Source organism: Pontibacillus halophilus JSM 076056 = DSM 19796 (assembly GCF_000425205.1).
In the GTDB taxonomy this organism is placed as follows: Bacteria; Bacillota; Bacilli; order Bacillales; family BH030062; genus Pontibacillus_A; species Pontibacillus_A halophilus.
Genome location: NZ_AULI01000017.1, coordinates 1 through 24922 on the forward strand (window position 1 = coordinate 1; position 24922 = coordinate 24922).

Sequence of the window (24922 nt, forward strand, 5' to 3'; positions counted from 1 at the left end):
CGAGATGAGATTTCCCATCACTTTAAGTGAGTAAGATCCCTTGTAGATGACAAGGTTGATAGGTTCGAGGTGGAAGCGTGGCGACACGTGCAGCTGACGAATACTAATCGATCGAGGACTTAACTTAAAAGTTTGCGTTTCATATCTATTATGATTTTATCTAGTTTTGAAGGTACATCCTTCTATATAAGTTGAGTGGCGATAGCGAAGAGGTCACACCTGTTCCCATGCCGAACACAGCAGTTAAGCTCTTCAGCGCCGATGGTAGTCGGGTTCGCCCCGCAAGAGTAGGACGCCGCTCAGCAATTGAAAACACCTTCTAGGTTCTCCCTAGAGGGTGTTTTTTTGTATATCTACAGCTTTTTAAGTTCATTCTTATAGATTATAAAAGGCGTTATGTTTTAAATCGATTCACACAGGGAAGCGTAAAAGCGGCGCTAAATGAAGTCATATTATTTTACGGAATCCTTTGATTCGTAAGTCTGCAACCTTCTAGAACCGGTCATACTAGTAGTAATCAAATGAGTTGCATCTTCTTTAATTCTGAGTATAATGTAAGTATAGTCAAAGATAGTCAAAGTCAAATTGAAGGAGGAGGGAAGATGCGGAACATCTCAGATGTGATCGAAGCGCATTTAAAGAAGGTTATTCAGTCGAGTAACGAGAATGCTGTTGAGATTAAGCGAAGTGAATTAGCTGAACAATTTCAATGTGTGCCATCACAAATCAACTATGTCATTAACACTCGTTTTACCATAGAAAAGGGTTTTATTGTAGAAAGTAAACGAGGTGGTGGTGGATACATCCGTATCATTCAGGTTAAGCACTTAGATCAAGCTAAATTGCTCGATGACCTTCTCCTACTCATACAACCAAAAGTTTCACAGCAAGGTGCCATAGATATTATCGAGCGATTAATTGAGGAACAATTAATCTCCACGAAAGAAGCAAAACTTATGCTAAGTGCCCTAACTAGGGATGTCTTAGCCGTACAGCTTCCGTTGCGAGATGAGCTTAGAACTCGTATCCTCTCTGCAATGCTACAAACCCTTAAGTACAGGGAGTAGAAGGGAGCCTTATACATGGAATGTCAGGAATGTCATGAGCGTCCAGCGACTTTGCATTTCACCCAGGTGATCAATGGGAATAAGAAAGAAATCCATGTCTGTGAGGTATGTGCAAAGGAAAAAGGGTATATGTCAAACGATGATGATGAATTTTCATTGCATCACTTACTATCAGGGTTATTTAATTTTGATACGTACAGTATAAATGGGCAAGATCACTATCCGTCTAACCCATCTCAACAGCGTGTATTGCAGTGTCCGAATTGTGGGTTAACATACCCAGAGTTTAAACGAATTGGGAAATTTGGCTGTTCACAATGCTATGAAACGTTTAGTGAACATTTGAATCCCATTTTTCGAAGGGTACACAGCGGGAACACTTCACATGATGGGAAGATTCCGTCCCGAAAGGGCGGTAGCTTACAATTGAAGAAGCAAATAGCTGATCAAAAACGGGAGCTTAACCAACTGATTGAAGATCAGGAATTTGAGCAAGCAGCCACTATGAGAGACTCCATACGCGACCTTGAACAACAGTTGAGCGACCATCGTAAGGGAGGCGACTCCTAATGTCTCTCCAACAATTTATGAATGAAGCGATCAGCCCTTGGTTAAAACAAGAGGGTCCAGATAATGATATCGTCCTAAGCACACGGATTCGGTTAGCGCGGAACTTAGACCAGGTCCCTTTTCCAATTGTTTCAGAGGAGGAAGATTTGGAGAAAGTGCTCGAATTCTTTAAAGAGGAATATGAAAGTGAAAGCTTGAATGATTACGAGAACTTAGAACTCGTCCGTATGGGTGTGTTAGACCCAGTAGAAAAGCGAGTGCTTGTTGAGAAACATTTAATTAGTCCCCACTTAACTGAGCGTGGTCAGCATTCGGCAGCACTCATTTCTCAAAATGAACAAGTTAGTATCATGATTAATGAAGAAGACCATATACGCATGCAATTATACTTCCCGGGTTTTCAACTGGAGAAGGCACTCCAAGAGGCTTTCATAATTGATGATTGGTTGGAAGATAAATTAGATTTTGCATTTGATGAAACACGAGGGTATTTAACTAGTTGTCCTACAAACGTAGGAACGGGTATGCGGGCTTCAGTCATGATGCATCTCCCCGCACTTGTTATGACCCAACAGATGAATCGGATTGTTCCTGCGATTAACCAATTGGGACTTGTAGTAAGAGGAATTTACGGCGAAGGTAGCGAAGCTGTAGGTAACATCTTTCAAATTTCCAATCAAATTACGCTTGGCAAATCCGAGAAAGATATTATTGAGGATTTAAAGAGTGTCGTTTATCAATTAATTGAACAAGAACGGCACGCAAGAAATCGTTTAATGACGCAGATTGGCATGAAATTAGAAGACCGAATATTTCGTTCTTATGGAGTCTTAGCCAATAGTCGAATTATCGAATCTAAGGAATCAGCAAATTGTTTATCTGACCTAAGGTTGGGAATTGACTTAGGGTATATTACAAACGTGTCTAAGTCGATTCTAAATGAATTGATGATTATGACCCAACCTGGATTCCTGCAGCACTATGCAAAGCAAAGCCTCTCACCTGACGAACGAGATGTTCGTCGCGCCTCACTCATTCGTGAGCGATTAAATCTAGAAGATGAGTAATTGTAAGGAGGGAAAGTCCCATGATGTTTGGACGATTTACAGAACGAGCTCAAAAGGTATTAGCCTTAGCACAAGAAGAAGCGGTCCGCCTAGGACACAATAATATTGGTACAGAGCATGTCTTGCTAGGACTTGTTCGTGAAGGAGAAGGAATCGCCGCCAAGGCTTTATCTGCTCTCGGACTTGCAGCTGACCAAATTCAAGAAGAAGTCGAACAGCTAATCGGAACAGGTGAAAAGGTTTCTCAAACAATTCACTATACTCCTCGAGCGAAAAAGGTCATTGAACTTTCCATGGATGAAGCTCGTAAACTAGGTCATTCCTATGTTGGTACAGAGCACATCTTACTTGGTTTAATTCGTGAAGGAGAAGGTGTAGCCGCACGAGTTCTTAACAACTTAGGCGTAAGCCTTAATAAGGCACGTCAACAAGTTCTTCAATTACTGGGAAGCAATGAATCCACTTCAAATAACGGTGGAAGCAACCGTCAAGCAACGAATGCAAATACCCCAACACTTGATTCACTTGCTCGTGACCTGACCGTTGTGGCTAAAGAAGGAAATATTGACCCGGTAATTGGTCGTAGTAAAGAAATTGAACGTGTCATTCAAGTCCTAAGCCGTCGTACAAAGAACAACCCAGTTCTTGTCGGAGAACCTGGTGTAGGTAAAACAGCGATTGCAGAAGGACTTGCGCAACAAATTATTAACAACGAAGTACCTGAAATTCTTCGCGATAAGCGAGTGATGACACTAGACATGGGAACCGTTGTAGCGGGTACGAAATACCGTGGTGAATTTGAGGACCGTCTCAAAAAGGTGATGGAAGAGATTCGTCAGGCTGGGAACATCATTCTATTTATTGACGAATTACACACACTTATTGGTGCAGGGGGAGCAGAAGGCGCGATTGACGCTTCAAACATCCTAAAACCTTCACTAGCACGCGGAGATCTACAGTGTATCGGTGCGACGACACTTGATGAATACCGCAAATACATCGAAAAAGATGCTGCGCTGGAACGTCGATTCCAACCAATTACTGTAGATGAGCCTACAAATGATGAATCCGTACAAATTCTTCAAGGCCTTCGTGACCGTTATGAAGCGCACCACCGTGTAACGATTACGGATGAAGCAATTGAAGCAGCCGTGAAGCTATCTGACCGTTATATTTCAGACCGCTTCCTACCGGATAAAGCAATTGATTTAATTGATGAAGCAGCCTCTGCTGTACGTCTACGTTCCTATACTGCTCCACCGAATTTGAAAGACTTAGAGCAGAAGCTTGAGGAAGTGCGTAAAGAAAAAGACGCTGCGGTGCAAAGTCAAGAGTTCGAGAAAGCTGCTTCTCTTCGTGACAATGAACAAAAACTTCGTGAAGAGCTTGAGAAGACGAAGTCCGAATGGAAACAACAACAAGGACAAGAGAATTCTGAAGTAACGATGGAGGACATTGCATCCGTTGTGTCCACATGGACTGGAGTTCCCGTATCTAAGCTTGCTAAGGATGAGAGTGAGCGTCTTCTTGGTATGGAAGATGTCCTTCATAACCGAGTGATTGGTCAGGACGAAGCCGTTAAGTCTATTTCTAAAGCGATTCGCCGTGCTCGTTCAGGGCTTAAAGATCCGAAGCGTCCAATTGGTTCCTTCATCTTCTTAGGGCCAACAGGTGTAGGTAAAACGGAATTAGCCCGTGCGCTAGCGGAGACAATGTTCGGTGAAGAAGACGCAATGATCCGCATCGATATGTCTGAGTACATGGAGAAACATTCGACTTCCCGTCTAGTCGGTTCACCTCCAGGTTATGTAGGCTATGAAGAAGGCGGACAGTTGACAGAGAAAGTACGTCAAAAGCCATATTCTGTCGTCCTACTAGACGAAATTGAGAAAGCTCACCCAGATGTCTTTAATACCCTATTACAAGTTCTTGAAGATGGTCGACTAACCGACTCTAAAGGTCGTACAGTTGATTTCCGTAATACGGTTATTATCATGACATCGAACGTAGGGGCTCAAGAGCTTAAGACAAACAAATATGCAGGATTCACACTTGGTGATGGAGATCAAGATTATAAAGATATGAAATCGAAGGTAATGGAAGAGATGAAGCGTGCATTCCGCCCAGAATTCCTAAACCGTATCGATGAAATCATTGTCTTCCATTCACTAGAGAAGAAACACATGAAAGAGATTGTGACACTCATGTCTGAGCAACTAAGAAAACGTCTTTCTGAACAAGAAGTCGACTTCTCTATTACAGATGCCGCTCTTGATAAGATTGCGGATGAAGGATTCGACCCTGAATATGGAGCTCGTCCACTACGTCGCTCTATTCAGAAGAACGTAGAAGATTTACTTTCTGAAGAATTGCTGAAAGAGACCATCAAGAAAGGTGAGAAAGTAACCATTGGACTAAATGAAAATGGCGAATTCACCGTTACGGCTAATCAATAAAAGCCGATTGGAAGAAAGAATCGGGAGGGTTTACCCTTCCGATTTTTTTATGTTTTCGGTAATATCGGTATATGACCTATATGTAAAAACGTAATGATAATGTAAATTCATTGTAACTCTATAAATGTTCGTTCGTATGAGATAATAAGAGAGTACAACTCTCTTGCATGAAGGAGAGATATAGTGGCAAAAGCGAAAGTGAAATTTGTCTGTAAGGAATGTGGGTATGAAACCCCGAAGTGGATGGGGAAATGCCCAAATTGTAATCAATGGAATACCTTTGAAGAGCTAGTAGCATCTAAAGGTTCTAGTAAGCATACATTTGTAACAGGGGAAGCAAGTGGACGCTCTAAGCCAGAGCGGATTACGGCAATAGAAACAAAAGAAGAAGCAAGAATTGAAACGGACATGGAAGAAGTCAACCGGGTGCTTGGGGGCGGAATTGTACCAGGGTCCCTTGTGCTGATTGGGGGAGACCCAGGAATCGGGAAATCTACGCTCCTGCTACAAGTTTCATCGCAGTTGGCCAACTCTAATCACAAAGTGTTATACGTTTCAGGTGAGGAATCAATCCGTCAGACAAAGCTTCGATCGGACCGTCTTGGCGTTACGTCAGACCAGCTTTATGTACTGGCAGAGACCAACATGTTAGATGTATCGAATAATATTGAACAGATTAATCCATCTTTTGTTGTGGTCGATTCTATACAAACCATATTCAAAGAAGAGGTAACATCGGCACCTGGTAGCGTTTCTCAGGTGCGTGAATGTACAAGTGAACTTATGCGTATAGCTAAGAGTAAAGAGATTCCCATCTTCATTGTAGGTCACGTAACAAAGGAAGGCTCGATTGCGGGTCCGCGGCTACTCGAACATATGGTCGATGCTGTCCTTTACTTCGAAGGGGAACGTCATCATTCTTTCCGTATTCTGCGTAGTGTGAAGAACCGATTCGGGAGTACACATGAGATGGGCATTTTCGAAATGAAAGAAGAAGGATTGAGGGAAGTAGAGAACCCGTCAGAAATTTTCCTAGAAGAACGTTCTGAAGGCTCAGCGGGGTCTACAGTGGTGGCCACAATGGAAGGTACCCGGCCAATGCTCGTCGAAATTCAAGCCCTTATATCTCCTACAAGTTACGGGAATCCAAGAAGGATGGCGACCGGGCTAGACCATAATCGAGTCCCCCTTTTAATGGCCGTGCTTGAGAAGCGTGTCGGACTCATGCTTCAGAACCAGGATGCCTATGTGAAGGTAGCTGGTGGTGTGAAGCTTGATGAACCGGCTATCGATCTAGCAGTTGCGGTTAGTATTGCCTCAAGCTTTCAAGATAAGGCTCCTAAGCCAGATGACTTGCTTATTGGAGAGGTCGGACTAACTGGGGAAGTAAGAAGGGTTGCCCGCCTAGAGCAACGCGTTCAGGAAGCCGCCAAATTAGGTTTCAAGCGTGCTATCGTACCTAGAAAAAACTTGACCGGATGGACGTATCCTGGGGATATTGAGGTTATTGGTGTCAATTCCGTACAGGAAGCGTTAAAAGTTACGCTAGGAGGAAGCTAACATGGAAGACCATACTCAAAACGAATCAGTCATCGGAGAAATCTTGCGCTTCGTAGCTCCTGGTACGCCTATGCGTGATGGGATTGATAACGTCCTCCGTGCAAATACAGGCGGACTCATCGTCATTGGGTATAGTGATAAAATGAAAGGGCTAGTGGACGGTGGCTTTTACATCAAAAGCCCCTTCTCTCCAGCACACCTTTATGAGCTTTCGAAAATGGATGGCGGACTCATCTTGAATGAGATGGGCTCTGAGATTCTATATGCAAATGCTCAACTCATGCCAGACCCAACAGTCGTCTCATCAGAAACGGGGATGCGTCATCGGACAGCAGAGCGCGTTGCAAAGCAAACTGGGCATCTCGTTATTGCAATTTCGCAGCGTAGGAATGTCATTACGCTGTATAAGGGCTCTATTCGCTATTCGCTTAAAGAAATTGGTGTAATCCTTACGAAAGCCAATCAAGCGATACAGACCCTTGAGAAGTATAAGAATGTACTAGACCAAGGGCTAACCAATTTAGGTGCACTAGAATTTGAGGATATGGTGACGTTGCAAGAAGTCGTTCAAGTCATGCACCGAATTGAAATGGTTGTTCGAATTAAGAAAGAGATTCTGAACTACATTAACGAATTAGGAACAGAAGGGCGTCTCATTCAGCTGCAACTAACTGAACTTGTGTCGAATATTGAAGAGGAAGCGGCTCTGTTAATAAAGGATTATCATAAACATCCTGGTTGCGACCCATATGCACTCTTAGAGAAGCTGCAAGAGGAGACGCATGCCGAATTACTAGACGATGCACAAATCTTGAAACTATTAGGGTACTCCGTATCGTCTAAACTAGAAGAGGCCGTCATACCGAGAGGGTACCGCATTTTAGAGAAGATTCCACGTCTGCCGACTTTAATCGTTGAATATATTGTAAAACGCTTTGGTACATTGAACGTAATCGTTACAGCTTCTACGAAAGAACTCGTTCAGGTAGATGGTGTTGGTGAAATTCGCGCATCAAAGATTCAAGAAGGTTTAAATCGTATTCAAGAGCAACTATTTATTGATCGTCATATTTAGGGCTATTGCACCAAATTGACACTCTCTTTCATTTGTGTTAAAATTTTCAGTTAACTTATTTGACTAAAAATGTAAAATGTGATAGGTTTGTTCATATCTACTAATGCTTACGATATGAAAATAGAGGGTTAACATTGGTAAAAATGGCAATACTGTCTGTTAGGAGGTGACCGTGGTGCTGAAAAGGATCGTGCAATTATTTATTATTATTGCAGGTGGTGCCATTGGGTATCTGTATGTTCCAGAGCTGCTTCTATGGCTGAACGTATCAGATTCATGGATAACCCATGAGATTACAGGAATGTTTATTGGAGCTATATTACTTTATTTACTTATGTTTTGGGTTGTCGACCATATCGTCAATTTCTTACGTTGGGTGGAGGAAGCCCTCGTACGTGCTCCGGTTGCGGATTTGCTATTCGGGAGTTTAGGTCTTATATTGGGCTTGCTTGTTGCGTTGCTAGGGAACTACCCGCTTCAACAGGTTGAGATTCAGCTCGTTTCACAAGTGTTGCCGATTTTCTTAACGATTATTTTGGGATATTTAGGCTTCCAGGTTGGATTTAAGCGGAGAGATGAATTCATCAATATTTTATCATTAGCTACAAAACGCGAAAAAGATAAGAAAAAGCAAAGTGACCAAGACGAAGATGAAGAAGGTCAAGGGGATTTGCCTAAGGTGAAGATTCTTGATACGAGCGTGATCATTGATGGTCGAATTGCAGACATTTGTCAAACACATTTCCTTGAAGGGACGATTCTTATCCCTCAATTCGTGTTGGAAGAACTTCAGCACATCGCAGATTCATCGGATGTATTGAAGCGGAATCGCGGAAGACGTGGGTTAGATGTCTTGAACCGGATGCAGAAGGAACTCCCTGTAAACGTTGAGATTTATGAGGGTGACTTCGAAGATATTCACGAAGTGGACAGCAAACTTGTTAAGCTTGCGAAAGTCATTAATGGGATTGTTGTAACGAATGATTTCAACTTAAATAAGGTATGCGAATTCCAAAATGTCCAAGTATTAAATATTAACGACCTAGCTAATGCCGTGAAGCCTGTTGTTTTACCAGGTGAGGAATTGGCTGTGCAAGTCATTAAAGATGGCAAAGAGCAAAATCAAGGTGTTGCCTATCTCGATGATGGAACGATGATTGTTGTTGAGGAAGGTAAAGATTACATTGGACAGAACATTGAAGTGCTTGTTACAAGTGTCTTGCAAACCTCGGCAGGTCGAATGATTTTCGCAAAGCCGAAACTACTTGAAAAAGCATTATAAAAACGGTATAACCATAGAGAGAGTCAAAAGTGATAACAGTTTATGTTATCGCTTTTGTTTTGTATAAAGAGATTACATAACTAGGATGATATAGATGATTGCCTATCAAGTTATTGTACTAGCTGCAGGGGCAGGGAAACGTATGCGAGCGGGGAAGAACAAGCAGTTCTTGCAAGTGGGAAACAAACCTTTACTTGTTCACACGTTGGAGAACTTCATCAACGACCGTGCTTGTACCAACGTTCTTGTGGTGATAAATGAAGCAGATGAACATCTGATGAGAGAGATGCTCTTAGAACATAGCCTGTTGGAACATGTTCAATTTGTTTATGGAGGCGCTGAGCGTCAGCACAGTGTGTATGAGGGTCTTAAGCGTTGTAGTGATGATTCAATTGTGTTCATCCATGATGGCGCTCGTCCATTTGTCAAAGAAGATCGTATAGAGGAGTTAGCGCTACGTGCCAGTGAATCTGGCGCTGCACTTCTTGCAGTCAAGGTAACCGATACAATTAAGCAACAAGGTCAATCGCTCAAAACGCTCGACCGAAGTACGCTATGGGCGGCTCAGACGCCACAGGCGTTTCGTCATGAAGTCATTTCAAGAGCTCATGAATGGGCACGTACTACAAATTACCTCGGTACGGATGATGCTTCTTTAGTAGAAGCGTTAGGAGAGCCAGTTGAGATAGTAGAAGGAAGTTACGATAACATTAAATTGACCACTCCAGAAGATGTAGAAAAAGCAATGGCGATTCTACAGAAGAGACGAGGGTCGGTTAAGAAAGGAGACGGTTCACACATGCGTATTGGCCAAGGATTTGATGTTCACCAGCTCGTAGAAGGGCGTCCTTGTATTATGGGGGGAGTTGAGATCCCTCATGATAAAGGGTTGTTAGGTCATTCAGATGCAGATGTTCTGTTGCATACCGTTGCAGACGCCATTCTCGGTGCGCTTGGAGAAGGGGACATCGGTAAGCATTTTCCTGATACAGACCCAGAATACAAAGATGCAGATTCAATAGAGTTGTTGAAGCATGTCTACTCCCTTGCGAAAGAGCAGAAGTATGCGATTGGCAACTTAGACTGTACCATTATCGCAGAAGCACCGAAGATGGGGCCTCATATAGAAGAGATGAGAAATAATCTTGCTCGTATACTAGAGACAGAACCATCGCAAATTAACGTTAAAGCAACGACGACAGAGAAGCTAGGATTTCCAGGGCGCCAAGAGGGAATCGCAGCTCAAGCAGTTGTGCTCTTAACGAGAGGATAAAACAAAATCATTCAGCGAAAACCTGTTAAATGATACAATAATTGCAGAATCATCATGTCCGGATGAAAAAGAGGAAGGGGATTCACTATGACAAACGAAGTTCGCGTACGTTATGCACCAAGTCCAACGGGACACCTGCATATCGGGAACGCACGAACAGCACTATTTAATTACTTATACGCACGTCACCACAACGGGAAATTCATCATTCGTATTGAGGATACAGATGCGAAGCGAAATGTTGAAGGCGGCGAACAAAGCCAGATGGAATACTTAAAATGGCTAGGCATTGATTGGGATGAGTCTGTAGAGACAGAAGCAGGCGAATTTGGCCCATATCGACAAATGGAACGTCTAGACATCTACCAGAACTATATCGATGAATTACTAGAGAAAGACCTCGCATACAAGTGTTATGTGACGGAGGATGAATTAGAAGCGGAGCGTGAAGCACAGCGTGCACGTGGAGAAGTACCAAAGTATAGCGGTGCGCATAGCCAGCTCACGCAAGAAGAGCGTGACGCGTTCGAGGCTGAAGGTCGTCAACCAAGTATCCGTATTCGTGTACCGAAAGACGTAACGTACGCGTTTAATGATATGGTACGTGGTGAGATTACGTTCCAGTCTAGTGACTTCGGCGATTGGGTAATCCAAAAGAAAAATGGTACGCCTACGTATAATTTCGCGGTAGCAGTCGATGATTATCTTATGAAGATCTCCCATGTGCTTCGTGGAGAAGAGCATATCTCCAACACACCGAAACAAATGATGGTTTATGATGCATTTGGATGGGAAGCACCTAAGTTTGGTCATATGGCGTTAATCTTAAATGAAAATCGTAAGAAGTTAAGTAAACGTGATGAGCACATCATGCAATTTATCGGACAATATAAAGAGCAAGGGTACATGTCAGAGGCGTTGTTCAACTTTATTACTTTACTAGGTTGGTCTCCGGTTGGAGAAGAAGAGATCTTCACACAAGAGCAGTTGGTAGAAATGTTTGACCCTGACCGTCTAGCTTCTTCCCCGGCCGTATTTGACCCTGCTAAGTTGAAATGGATTAACAACCAGTACATCAAAGCGGCAGAGCTTGATCGTGTGTACGACTTAACCGTTCCTCACTTAGTGAAGGCTGGTCGTCTTCCGGAATCAATGGATGAAGACCAACAACAATGGGCAAAAGAACTCGTTTCATTGTACCAAGAGCAACTGAATTATGGTGCTGAAATTGTAGACTTAACCGAGTTGTTCTTTAATGAAACCATTGATTATGATGGAGAAGCGATGGAAGTGTTGAAAGAAGAACAAGTACCTGAGGTTCTTTCAACGCTAATGACTAAAGTTGACGAATTTGATTTCGAACCAGCGGAAATCAAAAAAGCAATTAAAGCTGTTCAGAAAGAAACAGGGCACAAAGGCAAGAAACTATTCATGCCAGTTCGTGTAGCCACAACAGGTCAGACGCACGGACCTGAGCTTCCAAATGCGATTCATTTATTAGGTAAAGATGTTGTGAAAGCTAGACTCCAACACTCCTTGAATGAAATTCAGGCATAAGCGTTCACATTTGGCGAGCGCTATAATATAGTAAAGATAACAAATGAACGTTGAAGAGGAGAAGTAAAGAGGGCGCTGTGTATAAAGAGAGAATCATCATCGGCTGAAAGTGATTCTACACACCCTTCTCGAAATGCACCTCTGAGTCCTTGGTTGAACTTAAGTACACCAAGGCGGTCGCCTTCCGTTACAAAGGTCTAAGTTGGGAGAGACAGACGAGTCTCTTCAAACAGAGTGGAACCGCGCATAAGCGTCTCTGTCTATTCGGCAGAGGCGCTTATTTTTATGTCTAAATAAGTAGGGGGAATGAGTGTGATTCATCTTCTCAAATTGTTCAAAGAAGATGTTGATGTCGTGTTCGATCAGGACCCAGCAGCGAGAGGACGTTTAGAAGTGATTCTAACGTATTCTGGTTTGCACGCCATTTGGGCTCATCGAGTCGCCCATGCTTGTTACAAACGAAAGTTCTTTTTCCTAGCTCGCCTAATTTCACAAATCAGTCGATTCTTCACAGGGATTGAAATTCATCCAGGTGCCCAGATTGGCCGTCGTTTCTTCATTGACCATGGCATGGGTGTCGTGATTGGAGAGACGTGCGAAATAGGGGACAACGTTACAATCTTCCAGGGAGTAACACTTGGGGGAACGGGAAAAGAGAAGGGAAAGCGTCATCCTACCTTAAAAGACCATTCCCTTGTGGCAACCGGTGCGAAGGTGCTTGGCTCTATTACCGTTGGAGAAAATTCCAAAGTGGGGGCAGGCTCTGTTGTCTTGAAGGATGTTCCAGACCATTCAACGGTCGTTGGGATTCCGGGGCAAATTGTCATTCGTAACGGGAAGAAAGTGCGAAAGGATTTAGACCATCACAAACTACCAGACCCTGTTGCAGATAAATTGAAGGAGATGGACTCTGAAATTGTCCGTCTTCGTAAAGAACTTGATGAACTACAGAATAGGAGTGACAGTTAAATGGCGATTCAACTATACAATACCGTATCTCGTCAGAAAGAAGCTTTTCAGCCGATAGAAGAGGGCAAGGTCAAGATGTACGTATGTGGCCCTACCGTCTATAACTACATTCATATTGGGAATGCACGTCCTGCCATTGTATTCGATACCGTTCGTCGCTACTTTGAGTATCAAGATTATCATGTAGAGTATGTTTTAAACTTTACAGACGTAGACGATAAACTCATTAAGGCGGCGAACCAGCTAGGGGAAGAAGTTCCTGTCATAGCGGATCGTTTTATTCAAGCTTACAAAGATGATGTGGGTGCGCTTGGTGTACAGGAAGCGGTGCACCATCCACGGGTAACAGAAAATATGGAAGAAATCATTGCCTTTATCCATGCGCTTGTTGAGAAGGGGCATGCCTATGAGTCTCAGGGCGACGTCTATTTCAGAACACGCTCGTTCGACACATATGGAAAGCTTTCTCATCAATCTATTAATGAACTTCAATCTGGAGCGCGTATTGAAGTAGGAGATAAGAAAGAGGACCCGCTTGATTTCACTCTCTGGAAAGATGCGAAAGAAGGCGAAATCGCGTGGGATAGCCCATGGGGGAAAGGTCGACCAGGCTGGCATATTGAGTGCTCGGCTATGGCTAAGAAGTACCTTGGCGACACGATTGACATTCACGCTGGTGGGCAAGACCTAACGTTCCCTCACCATGAGAATGAAATTGCCCAATCTGAAGCGTGTAATGGGAAGACATTCGCAAACTATTGGATGCATAACGGGTATATTAAAATTGATAACGAGAAGATGTCGAAATCACTAGGTAACTTTGTACTTGTTAACGACATCGTGAAGCAACACGATCCTCAAGTCGTTCGTTTCTTCATGTTAAGTGTTCATTACCGTAACCCGATCAACTTTAGTGAGCCATTGCTTGAAGGGGCGAAAAATAGTTTAGAGCGCATCAAAAATGCTTATCAAAATCTTGAGCACCGTAAAGAAGCGAGCACAGATATGAGTACAGAAAACGATGTCTGGAATGAGAAGTTAGATGGATTCAAAGAGCGTTTCATTTCTGAAATGGATGACGATTTCAATACCGCGAATGCGATTTCTGTTCTCTTTGATATGACGAAAGAAGCTAATGTTTATTTACAGTCTGCTCATACTTCTAAAGAGATTATCGAGAAGTTCCAAGCGTTGTTCGTTGAGCTTATGTCCGTACTTGGCATTAATATTAAAGATGATAGCGGATTACTAGATGAAGAAATTGAAGCGTTAATTCAACAGCGTATTGATGCTCGTAAGAACCGCGACTTCCAACTAGCGGACCAAATCCGTGATGATTTAAAAGAGCGTAACATTGTTCTTGAAGATACACCGCAAGGGACGCGTTGGAAGCGAGGGTCATAATGAATACGGGATCCGTTGATGCAAAGCAAATGAAGAGTCTCACGCTCGCTTACATGGGAGACGTTGTTTATGAACAGTATGTAAGAGAGCATTTGATTCGCGGAGGAAGTGTGAAACCGCAGCAACTTCATAAGGCTGCGGTTCGCTTCGTCTCTGCTAAGGCACAAGCTCAAGTCGTATATTGGTGGATGGATCACGCCTTCTTGACTGAGGCAGAGGAAGCGGTATTGAAGAGGGGCCGTAATGCTAAGTCTGGCTCATCCCCAAAGAATACGGATATCCAAACGTATCGCTACAGTACAGCATTTGAAGCGGTGCTTGGCTATTTATATTTTCAAGGAGAACAAGAACGACTTGAAGAGCTCATTTATGCCTCAATAGATTACTTACAAGAAAGGAGCTTCTCCTAATGGAAGAATGGATTATCGGTAAGAATGCATGTATTGAAGCTTTGAAATCGGGGCGTCCGATGAATAAGTTAATGATTTCTGAGCAACTTCAACAACAAGCGGCGAACAAACTGCAAGACTTGGCTAAACAACAAGGTATTCAAGTACAACGTGTGCCGAAGAAGAAGCTAGATCAAACGGTCGATGGGAATCACCAAGGTGTGATTGCTGCCGTTGCGGCATACGAGTATAGCTCAGTTGAAGCTATCTTGGATAAAGCGAGTGACAAAGGAGAGAATCCTTTTCTATTAATACTTGATGAAATTGAAGATCCGCATAATTTAGGCTCGATTTTACGTACAGCTGATGCTGCTGGGGTACATGGAGTCATTATTCCAAAACGTCGTGCGGTTGGATTGACTGGCACGGTTGCGAAGACATCGACAGGAGCAATTGAACACGTTCCGGTTGCTCGCGTAACGAACCTTTCAAGAACGATTGAAGAACTTAAAGACCAGTATATCTGGGTAGTCGGCACAGACGCTAAAGGGGACGAAGATTACCGCCAACTGCAAGGAGACATGCCAATTGCTCTTGTCATCGGGAGTGAAGGAAAGGGCATCAGTCGTTTAGTTAAGCAAAAGTGTGATTGGACCGTTAACCTTCCAATGGTTGGACATGTGACTTCATTGAATGCGTCGGTGGCAGCGAGCCTGCTTATGTATGAAGTCCATCGTAAGCGTCATGTTATTGGGGAGTAACGATGGAGGTATTGATTGTTGACGGATACAACATTATCGGAGCATGGCCTGAGTTAACGAAACTCCGGGATACTCAGTTATCAGAAGCTCGGGATATGCTGATTGAGCGTATGGCGGAATACCAAGCGTATCTAGGGACACGCGTAATCGTCGTGTTCGATGCTCACTACGCTAAGGGCATTGAAAAGAAAGAGAAAAGCCACCGTATTGACGTTGTGTTTACAAGGGAGAACGAAACTGCGGACGAACGGATTGAGAAGCTGACGCAAGAAGTTAAGGACGTACGGACACAAGTGTATGTAGCCACATCTGATTATACAGAACAAAGAACAATCTTCGGACAAGGGGCACTCCGTAAGTCAGCAAGGGAACTTCATATCGAAATGAAAAATATAGAGAATCAAATCAAAGAGGATGTTGAACAACAAAGTAAGGTTCAAAACAAGCCGAAAATACCGATAAAAAAGGAAGTATTAGACGTGTTTGAGAAGTGGAGACGTGGAGAAAAGTAATTTTCGACGCTGTTGACGCTTGTAAAACGCTTACTGTATAATATTTCTATATCCAGGGAGTTACGGTCAGGGGGAATCCTTTTATTATGATCATCGGAGATGTGGAGCTCGATAACAAGGATTTGGGGAGTTTGGCTGACGAGGAAGTTGTGGTTTATGTCCATCGAGGTGACACCCAAGCACTAGAATACTTGATTAATAAATACAAGAACTTTGTACGTGCTAAAGCTCGTACGTATTTTTTAATCGGGGCAGACCGAGAAGACATTGTGCAAGAAGGGATGATTGGGTTATACAAGGCGATTCGTGATTATCAAGAGGACAAGCTCTCCTCATTTAAAGCCTTCGCTGAACTCTGTGTAACTCGTCAAATCATCACGGCTATTAAGACAGCCACAAGGCAGAAGCATATCCCGCTGAATTCTTATGTTTCGTTGGATAAACCGATTTACGATGAAGAATCAGATCGAACGCTGCTTGACGTTATAGCTGGTGCGAAGGCGCTTGATCCTGAAGAACTCATTTTAAATCGCGAGAAATTCGGGGATATGGAAGAGAAGATGTCTGAGTTGCTGAGTGACTTGGAACGCAAGGTATTGAACTACTATTTGGATGGTCGTACGTACCAAGAAATATCGGAAGAGCTAGATCGCCATGTGAAATCGATTGACAATGCTTTGCAACGCGTAAAGAGGAAGCTTGAGAGGTACTTAGAAGTGAGTGAAGTTACACTCTGACGCTTCGTTGACAGGGGTATAAGAGCATGGTACATTTATGGAAGTAATTCACCCTTAAAGGGGCGGTCATCATGAGAAAAAAAGTCGTGTTAGCTTGCACAGAGTGCATGAGTCGAAATTATACGACGGACAAGCAACAGAAGGAAGGTCGAGTCGACCGACTAGAAACTCGAAAGTACTGTAAGACGTGTGGGGCACATACGTTGCATAGGGAGACGAAATAACGACCAAGCCTAGAGGTGGAAGTTTGGGGGTACGAGCATGAACATCGTCAAGTTCTTTAAAGACGTTTCACGTGAGCTAAAGAAAGTTAGCTGGCCCAAGGGGAAAGAGTTAACAAAATATACAATAACGGTTGTTTCTACTGTCGTTTTTGTTACAATATTCTTTGCGCTTGTTGATGTCGGTATTTCATCGCTTCTTGAATTAATACCTGAATAAAGCAGTTATATTTATGTTATAATGGTTAATAATCTTCGTCCAAACCCGTTCTACGGGTTTTTTAATTGAGAAAAAATAACGATAAAGGGAGGGAAGGGTACACCGTTTGTCATGGAAAAAAGATGGTACGTCGTGCACACTTACTCTGGATATGAGAATAAAGTGAAACAGAATTTAGATAAACGAGTAGAATCAATGGGAATGGAAGATAAAATCTTCCGTGTCCTAGTCCCTGAAGATGAGGAAACAGAAATTAAAAACGGCAAGCGAAAAACATTGAAGAAAAAAGTTTTTCCAGGGTACGTTTTAGCAGAAATGGTTATGACTGATGATTCTTGGTACGTTGTCCGCAATACCCCAGGTGTAACTGGGTTTGTTGGCTCGACAGGATCTGGTTCAAAACCTACCCCTCTCCTACCTGAAGAGATTGATGTTGTTCTTAAACGCATGGGCATGACAGAACAGCCTGCAGAAGTGGACTTGGAACTAGGCGAATCCGTCACAGTGAAAGAAGGACCGTTTGCAGATTTCACAGGTACAATCGAATACATCGATTTGGATAAGCAGAAGGTGAAAGTTCACGTTAATATGTTCGGTCGTGAAACTCCAGTTGAACTAGACTTCGCGCAAGTTGAAAAGTTATAAGAAAGCCCCCTTGCAATCCATTTGGAAAAATGCTAGAATTTTTATGTTGTATAAGCCCCGCATTAAGGGGCTCTGTTAATGGAATGAGTGGGAGGGGGAATAACCCCATTACCACATCACGGACTTAAGGAGGTGTGTCTCGTGGCTAAAAAAGTAATCAAAGTTGTTAAACTTCAGATCCCAGCTGGTAAAGCAAACCCAGCACCGCCAGTAGGACCTGCACTTGGTCAAGCTGGAATTAACATCATGGGATTCTGTAAAGAATTTAACGCTCGTACAGCAGATGAAGCTGGCATGATTATTCCGGTTGAAATCACGGTATTTGAAGACCGTTCATTTACATTTGTCACAAAAACTCCACCTGCAGCTGTTCTTCTTAAGAAAGCAGCCGGCATTGAGAGTGGTTCAGGTGAACCAAACCGCAATAAAGTGGGTACGATTAAACGTGAACAAATTAAAGAAATTGCGGAAACAAAAATGCCTGACCTAAACGCTGCTGACGTAGACGCAGCTGTACGTATGGTAGAAGGTACAGCTCGTAGCATGGGACTTGTTGTAGAAGACTAATCCCACAGTAGCTCTTATGGAAGAGAAGGTTGCGACGATGGGACTTCCATTTCGCAACCTTTATTCGTGGGAGGTATAACCGTTAAAACCACATGAGGAGGAAATAAGAATGGCTAAAAAGAGCAAACGTTACAATGAGATTCAAAAACTTGTAGATCGTTCAGCATCTTACCGAACTGAAGAAGCAGTTGAGCTTGTTAAGCAAACTGCTAAAGCGAAATTCGACGAAACTGTAGAAGCAGCATTCCGTCTTGGCGTTGATCCTAAGAAAGCAGACCAACAAATTCGTGGTGCTATGGTACTACCACACGGTACTGGTAAAGACCAGCGCGTTCTTGTATTTGCTAAAGGTGATAAAGCTAAAGAAGCAGAAGCTGCTGGCGCTGACTTCGTAGGTGAACAAGATCTTATCAACAAAATCACTCAAGGCTGGTTCGAGTTCGATGTTGTAATCGCGACACCAGACATGATGGCTGAAGTTGGTAAACTTGGTCGTACGCTTGGACCAAAAGGTCTAATGCCAAACCCTAAAACAGGTACAGTTACGTTCGACGTAGCGAAAGCTGTTGAAGAAGCGAAAGCTGGTAAGGTTGAATACCGTGTTGATAAAGCAGGTAACATCCACGTACCAGTAGGTAAAGTTTCTTTCGATACTCAAAAACTAGTTGAAAACTTTGAAGCTCTAACAGAAACGCTTGTAAAGGTTAAGCCACAGGCTGCTAAAGGCACTTACATGCGTAACGCTTCCATTTCAGCGACTATGGGTCCTGGAGTTCGCGTTGACGTTTCTGGTTTCAAAAACTAATTAATAAATAGTATTGACTTATTCTGGGTGATTCGATATAATCATTCATGTTGTTAATAAAGATACGTTATACCGTAGACAGTAGGAGCGACTTGTCGCTTAATGACCTACCGAGGTGTGTGAATATACCAGGGATATACTCCGTAGTATGTCTCACAAATGGTGTGCCTCCTCGTCTATGTGGGGGCACATTTTTTGTGTAGTACTCTATAAAATGAGTCACGCGATAACGGTATGATAGTCAGTCAATAGGAGGTGGAACAATGAGCAAAGTAATCGAACACAAGAAACAGATTGTATCTCAAATTGCTGATCAACTTCAGAACAGCAAATCTACAGTTCTTGTAGACTACCGTGGTCTTTCTGTTGAAGAAGTGAACGAACTTCGCGGTCAGCTTCGTGAAGCAGGCGTAGAATTCAAAGTGTACAAAAACACAATGACTCGTCGCGCAGCTGCTGAAGCGGAACTTACTGACCTAAACGACACGCTAGTTGGCCCAACGGCATTGGCATTCTCTGCTGATGATGCGGTTGCACCAGCGAAAGTCCTAAATAACTTTGCGAAAGAGCACAACGCTCTTGAAATCAAAGGTGGCGTAGTTGAAGGCGGCGTAGCAACAATCGATCAGATTAAAGAGCTTGCTGAACTTCCAAACCACGAAGGTCTTGTTTCTATGCTTCTATCTGTACTACAAGCACCAATGCGCAACTTCGCGCTTGCGGCTAAAGCAGTTGCAGATCAAAAAGAAGAGCAGGACGCATAAGCAATTCGAAAGAATTGCAAACTAAATACTTTTAACAAATTTAAGGAGGAAAAATCATGACTAACGAACAAATCATTGAAGCGATCAAAGAGATGAACGTTCTTGAACTTAACGACCTTGTAAAAGCAATTGAAGAAGAATTTGGAGTAACTGCTGCAGCTCCTGTAGCGGTAGCTGGCGGCGGAGCTGCTGAAGCTGCTGAAGAGCAAACTGAATTCGACGTTGTTCTTGAGAGCGCTGGTTCTTCTAAGATCAAAGTTGTTAAAGCAGTTCGCGAAATCACTGGCCTAGGTCTTAAAGATGCTAAAGAAGTTGTAGACAACGCTCCTAAAGCACTTAAAGAAGGCGTATCTAAAGAAGAAGCTGACGAAATGAAAGCTAAGCTTGAAGAAGCTGGAGCTACAATCGAAATTAAGTAAGCTTAAAGATAGAAGGAGAAAGCTCGCTGACCATCGGCGAGCTTTCCTTTTTCCTAATGGAATATAAAGAAAAGAGGTTGCGACATGACCGAACACTATTATTCCAAGAGTCCTGAAACGAAAAGTGCCAGAGAAGCATGGACGTTTGTATGGGATGGACATAAGCTGCGATTCACGGTAGACCGTGGTGTCTTTTCTCGGAACGAAGTTGACTTTGGGTCTAGAACATTACTTGAAAGTTTCGAAGCTCCGTCCGTAGAAGGAGACATACTTGACCTTGGTTGTGGCTATGGGCCAATCGGCATTTCTCTCGGTAAAGTTATTCCAAACCGCAACATCACGATGGTTGATATAAATGAACGCGCTGTTGAACTTGCGAAAGAAAATGCAGCGAATAACCAAGTATACAACGTAGATATCCTCCAAAGCGATTCCTTTGAAGCAATTGAAGGACGCACCTTCGCAGCTGTTTTAACGAACCCCCCTATACGCGCCGGTAAACATGTAGTTCACTCTTTTATAGAACAAAGTTATCATTCATTGCTTGATCATGGTGAACTGTGGGTAGTAATTCAGAAGAAACAGGGAGCGCCGTCTGCGCAAAAGAAGATGAATGAGCTATTTGGAGAAGTAGAAGTAGTGACCAAGAACAAAGGCTACTATATCCTTAGAGGTAAAAAGGTTTGACTCGACATAGGACTTATGCTAACATTGAAAAATGCCAATATGTGCATTTGTCAAGGGTAAATTTAAAGTTTTAGGTATATTTCACCTATGCAGGGCAACAATGGTAAAATCGAATGAATTCAAATAGAACTGTGGTTTTGTATGAAACCCTTTTTCTTTTTGTCTAACGTTAGAGAGATTGAAAATATTAGTGTACATGCTCGTGAAATGCGAGTGTGTTTATATATAATCTTGTTCACAGATATGTGACACAAGACAATTCGTCGTGTACATGTACTTGACGATTTCTTTATTAAAATGCTTGATTTGAGGGGTGAATCAGTTGACAGGTCAACTAGTTCAGTATGGACGACACCGCCAACGCAGAAGTTATGCGCGCATTAACGAAGTACTTGAATTACCGAATTTAATCGAAATTCAGACCGCTTCTTACAAATGGTTCTTAGAAGAAGGTTTGATGGAGATGTTCCAAGACATTTCCCCAATTGAAGACTTTACTGGGAATTTATCATTAGAATTCGTGGATTACACGTTAGGTGATCCTAAATATCCAGTAGATGAATCTAAAGAGCGAGATGTCACTTATTCAGCTCCTCTTCGTGTTAAGGTACGCTTACTTAATAAAGAAACAGGCGAAGTAAAAGAGCAAGAAGTGTTTATGGGAGATTTCCCTCTCATGACAGACACAGGTACATTCGTCATAAATGGTGCTGAGCGTATTATTGTTTCCCAGCTTGTACGTTCTCCAAGTGTGTATTATAGCGGTAAAGTAGATAAGAATGGTAAGAAGGGATACACGGCTACTGTTATTCCTAACCGTGGTGCATGGTTAGAGTTTGAAACAGATGCGAAAGACGTTGTACATGTGCGTATTGACCGTACACGTAAACTCCCAATTACAGTTTTACTACGTGCTCTTGGGTTCGGTACAGATCAAGAGATTATCGATATTATCGGTGATAACGAATACCTTAAGAACACATTAGAGAAGGACAATACGGAGAATAGTGAGAAGGCACTTCTTGAAATCTATGAGCGTCTACGCCCTGGTGAGCCACCAACGGTTGAAAACGCGAAAAGTCTTCTTGTATCCCGTTTCTTTGATCCGAAACGTTATGACCTAGCTCATGTAGGTCGTTATAAGATTAATAAGAAGCTTCATATTAAGAATCGTTTGTTCAACCAAACGGTTGCTGAAACAATTGCAGACCCTGAAACTGGTGAAATCATTGCGAATGCGGGCGACAAGATTGATCGTCGTTTGCTAGACAAGATGCTACCATATCTTGAAGGTTCTGAAGAGAATGTTGGGGAGTATGAAGTAGCTCCTGCTGATGGAGTGTTAGATGAGTCTATCCGCATTCAGTCTGTTAAGATTATCGATCCTACAGATCCAGAAGGCGAGAAGACAATTAACGTCATCGGCAATGCGAATGTAGATGAGAATACGAAGAACATTACACCTTCTGATATTCTTTCTGCGATCAGTTACTTCTTTAACCTCCTGCACAATGTAGGCGGTACGGACGATATTGACCACCTAGGTAACCGTCGTCTTCGTTCTGTTGGCGAATTGCTTCAGAACCAATTCCGTATCGGTTTATCTAGAATGGAGCGTGTAGTGCGAGAGCGTATGTCCATCCAGGACACAGCTTCCATTACTCCACAACAATTAATCAACATTCGTCCAGTAATTGCTTCCATTAAAGAATTCTTTGGTAGCTCTCAGTTGTCACAGTTCATGGACCAAACAAACCCACTAGCTGAGCTTACGCACAAACGTCGTTTGTCTGCACTAGGACCAGGTGGTTTGACACGTGAACGTGCTGGTTTTGAAGTTCGTGACGTACACTACTCCCACTACGGCCGTATGTGTCCAATCGAAACTCCTGAGGGACCAAACATCGGACTAATCAACTCCTTATCTTCCTATGCGAAGGTAAATAAATTTGGATTTATCGAGACGCCTTATCGTCGCGTTGACCCAGAAACGAATAAAGTAACAGCTCAGATTGACTATCTGACTGCAGACGAAGAGGACAACTATGTTGTCGCTCAGGCGAACGCGAAGCTAGCAGAAGACGGAGCTTTCGTAGATGCAGAAGTTATTGCTCGTTTCCGCGGGGAAAACACGGCAGTTAAATATGACCGTCTTGACTATATGGACGTATCGCCAAAACAGGTTGTTTCTGCTGCGACAGCTTGTATTCCATTCTTGGAAAACGATGACTCCAACCGTGCTCTAATGGGTGCGAACATGCAACGTCAAGCAGTACCATTGATGGAGCCACAATCGCCGATTGTTGGTACAGGTATGGAGTATGTATCTGGTAAAGACTCCGGTGCTGCTGTTATTAACAAACACGAAGGTATCGTTGAGCGTGTTGACGCGAAAGAAGTTCGTGTGCGCCGCATTGAAGAAGTTGATGGAAAAGAAGTAGAAGGTGACTTAGATGTATACCGCCTACAGAAATTCATCCGTTCAAACCAAGGTACTTCTTATAACCAAAAGCCAATCGTAAGCAGTGGTGACCGTGTAACGGTAGGCGAAATTCTTGCTGACGGTCCTTCCATGGAGAAGGGTGAACTTGCCCTTGGTAAGAACCCTCTAGTAGCCTTTATGACTTGGGAAGGGTACAACTATGAGGATGCCATCATCATGAGTGAGCGTATGGTGAAAGAAGATGAATATACTTCTATTCATATTGAAGAGTACGAATCAGAAGCACGTGATACGAAGCTAGGCCCTGAAGAAATTACACGCGATATCCCGAACGTAGGGGAAGACGCGCTTAAGAACCTTGATGACCGTGGAATTATCCGCGTTGGTGCTGAGGTTTCTGATGGTGACCTATTGGTAGGTAAAGTAACGCCTAAAGGTGTAACTGAACTATCTGCGGAAGAACGTCTACTTCATGCAATCTTCGGTGAAAAGGCGCGTGAAGTCCGTGACACGAGCTTACGTGTTCCACACGGAGCAGGCGGTATCGTTCTTGATGTTAAGATCTTCAACCGTGAAGACGGTGACGAATTGCCACCAGGCGTTAACCAACTAGTTCGTGCTTACATCGTTCAGAAGCGTAAGATTTCTGAAGGGGATAAAATGGCCGGACGTCACGGAAACAAAGGTGTTATTTCTCGTATCCTTCCAGAGGAAGATATGCCGTATCTACCAGATGGCACACCAGTTGATATCATGTTAAACCCACTAGGTGTACCTTCCCGTATGAACATCGGTCAGGTACTTGAACTTCACCTTGGTATGGCAGCTCGTCAACTTGGTATCCGCGTTGCGACGCCTGTATTTGATGGTGCCCGTGAAGAAGATGTATGGGAAACGCTTGAAGAAGCAGGCATGCCGCGTGATGCGAAGACAATCCTATACGATGGTCGCACAGGTGAACCATTCGATAACCGTGTATCTGTCGGTGTCATGTATATGATCAAGCTTGCTCACATGGTTGACGACAAACTACACGCACGTTCAACTGGACCATACTCCCTTGTCACACAACAGCCACTTGGTGGTAAAGCGCAATTCGGTGGACAGCGTTTCGGTGAGATGGAGGTTTGGGCACTCGAAGCATATGGAGCTGCCTATACACTTCAAGAGATCCTAACGGTTAAATCGGATGACGTAGTTGGTCGTGTGAAGACGTATGAGTCAATTGTTAAAGGTTCAAACATCCCAGAACCAGGCGTACCTGAGTCCTTCAAAGTACTCATTAAAGAACTCCAGAGCTTGGGTATGGATGTGAAGATCCTTTCAGCTGATGATGAAGAGATTGAGATGCGTGATATTGAAGAAGAAGAAACACAATCAGCCGAAAATCTAAATCTAGACTCAGACCCAGCAGAAGAAATCCGATAAGACTACTTGTAGCTCGGTAACTAAGCTTAGGGTAATTCCTGGAC

The 24922-nt window shown here is 43.2% G+C and carries 24 protein-coding genes, 2 rRNA genes and 2 other annotated features; all 26 genes read left to right on the top strand.

The genetic code is table 11. The features are described from left to right. Nucleotides 1-127, top strand: a 23S ribosomal RNA gene (locus tag H513_RS0114785); the annotation flags it as partial. 64 nt (nucleotides 128-191) lie between these two features. Beyond that, nucleotides 192-304: ribosomal RNA gene (gene rrf, locus H513_RS0114790) — 5S ribosomal RNA — on the top strand. 298 nt (nucleotides 305-602) lie between these two features. After that, nucleotides 603-1067 (top strand): CtsR family transcriptional regulator, encoded by a 465-nt coding sequence (locus H513_RS0114795; RefSeq protein ID WP_026801420.1) that lies wholly within the window; start codon nucleotides 603-605, stop codon nucleotides 1065-1067. A 15-nt stretch (nucleotides 1068-1082) separates the two neighbouring features. Continuing rightward, nucleotides 1083-1637, top strand: coding sequence for a protein-arginine kinase activator protein McsA (locus tag H513_RS0114800; RefSeq protein WP_026801421.1), 555 nt, complete (start codon nucleotides 1083-1085; stop codon nucleotides 1635-1637). Further along, nucleotides 1637-2704 carry a protein-arginine kinase McsB gene (locus H513_RS0114805; RefSeq protein ID WP_026801422.1) on the top strand — a complete coding sequence of 356 codons (1068 nt, stop codon included), beginning with the start codon at nucleotides 1637-1639 and terminating at the stop codon, nucleotides 2702-2704. The genes H513_RS0114800 and H513_RS0114805 overlap by 1 nt, the downstream gene beginning before the upstream one ends. 20 nt (nucleotides 2705-2724) lie before the next feature. Then, complete coding sequence (clpC, locus tag H513_RS0114810) at nucleotides 2725-5160, top strand: ATP-dependent protease ATP-binding subunit ClpC (RefSeq protein WP_026801423.1); 2436 nt, start codon at nucleotides 2725-2727, stop codon at nucleotides 5158-5160. 183 nt (nucleotides 5161-5343) lie between these two features. Beyond that, on the top strand, nucleotides 5344-6720 hold the full coding sequence (radA, locus tag H513_RS0114815) for a DNA repair protein RadA (RefSeq protein WP_026801424.1): 1377 nt from the start codon (nucleotides 5344-5346) through the stop codon (nucleotides 6718-6720). 1 nt (nucleotide 6721) lies between these two features. Then, the gene (gene disA, locus H513_RS0114820) at nucleotides 6722-7795 is read left to right on the top strand and encodes a DNA integrity scanning diadenylate cyclase DisA (RefSeq protein ID WP_026801425.1); all 1074 of its coding nucleotides are present in this window, start codon (nucleotides 6722-6724) and stop codon (nucleotides 7793-7795) included. Between the two features lie 175 nt (nucleotides 7796-7970). Further along, complete coding sequence (locus H513_RS0114825; protein WP_026801426.1) at nucleotides 7971-9077, top strand: PIN/TRAM domain-containing protein; 1107 nt, start codon at nucleotides 7971-7973, stop codon at nucleotides 9075-9077. Between the two features lie 94 nt (nucleotides 9078-9171). After that, entirely contained in the window at nucleotides 9172-10350 is a 1179-nt protein-coding gene (locus H513_RS0114830) for a bifunctional 2-C-methyl-D-erythritol 4-phosphate cytidylyltransferase/2-C-methyl-D-erythritol 2,4-cyclodiphosphate synthase (RefSeq protein WP_026801427.1), read from the top strand. Between the two features lie 87 nt (nucleotides 10351-10437). Then, nucleotides 10438-11907, top strand: coding sequence for a glutamate--tRNA ligase (gene gltX / locus H513_RS0114835; RefSeq protein WP_026801428.1), 1470 nt, complete (start codon nucleotides 10438-10440; stop codon nucleotides 11905-11907). A 41-nt stretch (nucleotides 11908-11948) separates the two neighbouring features. Next, nucleotides 11949-12168 (top strand) — a binding site (T-box leader). Nucleotides 12169-12222: 54 nt separating this feature from the next. After that, nucleotides 12223-12876, top strand: coding sequence for a serine O-acetyltransferase (cysE, locus tag H513_RS0114840; RefSeq protein WP_026801429.1), 654 nt, complete (start codon nucleotides 12223-12225; stop codon nucleotides 12874-12876). Beyond that, a complete protein-coding gene (cysS, locus tag H513_RS0114845) occupies nucleotides 12877-14280 on the top strand; it encodes a cysteine--tRNA ligase (protein WP_026801430.1) in 1404 nt (467 codons plus the stop codon). Next, entirely contained in the window at nucleotides 14280-14690 is a 411-nt protein-coding gene (locus H513_RS0114850; RefSeq protein ID WP_026801431.1) for a Mini-ribonuclease 3, read from the top strand. The genes cysS and H513_RS0114850 overlap by 1 nt, the downstream gene beginning before the upstream one ends. Then, entirely contained in the window at nucleotides 14690-15430 is a 741-nt protein-coding gene (gene rlmB, locus H513_RS0114855) for a 23S rRNA (guanosine(2251)-2'-O)-methyltransferase RlmB (RefSeq protein WP_026801432.1), read from the top strand. The genes H513_RS0114850 and rlmB overlap by 1 nt, the downstream gene beginning before the upstream one ends. Before the next feature lie 2 nt (nucleotides 15431-15432). Then, nucleotides 15433-15942 (top strand): NYN domain-containing protein, encoded by a 510-nt coding sequence (locus H513_RS0114860; protein ID WP_026801433.1) that lies wholly within the window; start codon nucleotides 15433-15435, stop codon nucleotides 15940-15942. Nucleotides 15943-16028: 86 nt separating this feature from the next. Continuing rightward, nucleotides 16029-16679 carry an RNA polymerase sporulation sigma factor SigH gene (sigH, locus tag H513_RS0114865; RefSeq protein ID WP_026801434.1) on the top strand — a complete coding sequence of 217 codons (651 nt, stop codon included), beginning with the start codon at nucleotides 16029-16031 and terminating at the stop codon, nucleotides 16677-16679. A gap of 71 nt (nucleotides 16680-16750) precedes the next feature. Then, nucleotides 16751-16903, top strand: a complete 153-nt coding sequence (rpmG, locus tag H513_RS21305; RefSeq protein WP_081658307.1) for a 50S ribosomal protein L33 — start codon at nucleotides 16751-16753, stop codon at nucleotides 16901-16903. Between the two features lie 37 nt (nucleotides 16904-16940). Beyond that, nucleotides 16941-17120 (top strand): preprotein translocase subunit SecE, encoded by a 180-nt coding sequence (gene secE / locus H513_RS0114870; RefSeq protein ID WP_026801435.1) that lies wholly within the window; start codon nucleotides 16941-16943, stop codon nucleotides 17118-17120. Nucleotides 17121-17231: 111 nt separating this feature from the next. After that, nucleotides 17232-17765, top strand: coding sequence for a transcription termination/antitermination protein NusG (gene nusG, locus H513_RS0114875; RefSeq protein WP_026801436.1), 534 nt, complete (start codon nucleotides 17232-17234; stop codon nucleotides 17763-17765). A gap of 141 nt (nucleotides 17766-17906) precedes the next feature. After that, complete coding sequence (gene rplK / locus H513_RS0114880) at nucleotides 17907-18332, top strand: 50S ribosomal protein L11 (RefSeq protein ID WP_026801437.1); 426 nt, start codon at nucleotides 17907-17909, stop codon at nucleotides 18330-18332. A gap of 109 nt (nucleotides 18333-18441) precedes the next feature. Further along, on the top strand, nucleotides 18442-19137 hold the full coding sequence (gene rplA / locus H513_RS0114885) for a 50S ribosomal protein L1 (protein ID WP_026801438.1): 696 nt from the start codon (nucleotides 18442-18444) through the stop codon (nucleotides 19135-19137). Nucleotides 19138-19191: 54 nt separating this feature from the next. Beyond that, nucleotides 19192-19342, top strand: a sequence feature (ribosomal protein L10 leader region). A 58-nt stretch (nucleotides 19343-19400) separates the two neighbouring features. Further along, nucleotides 19401-19901 carry a 50S ribosomal protein L10 gene (gene rplJ / locus H513_RS0114890; RefSeq protein ID WP_026801439.1) on the top strand — a complete coding sequence of 167 codons (501 nt, stop codon included), beginning with the start codon at nucleotides 19401-19403 and terminating at the stop codon, nucleotides 19899-19901. A 56-nt stretch (nucleotides 19902-19957) separates the two neighbouring features. Beyond that, nucleotides 19958-20320: a 50S ribosomal protein L7/L12 gene (gene rplL, locus H513_RS0114895; RefSeq protein WP_026801440.1), complete on the top strand. Its 363-nt coding sequence runs from the start codon at nucleotides 19958-19960 to the stop codon at nucleotides 20318-20320. Between the two features lie 84 nt (nucleotides 20321-20404). Next, complete coding sequence (locus H513_RS0114900) at nucleotides 20405-21007, top strand: class I SAM-dependent methyltransferase (protein WP_026801441.1); 603 nt, start codon at nucleotides 20405-20407, stop codon at nucleotides 21005-21007. 322 nt (nucleotides 21008-21329) lie between these two features. Beyond that, on the top strand, nucleotides 21330-24878 hold the full coding sequence (gene rpoB / locus H513_RS0114905; protein WP_026801442.1) for a DNA-directed RNA polymerase subunit beta: 3549 nt from the start codon (nucleotides 21330-21332) through the stop codon (nucleotides 24876-24878). Nucleotides 24879-24922: the final 44 nt, after the last annotated feature.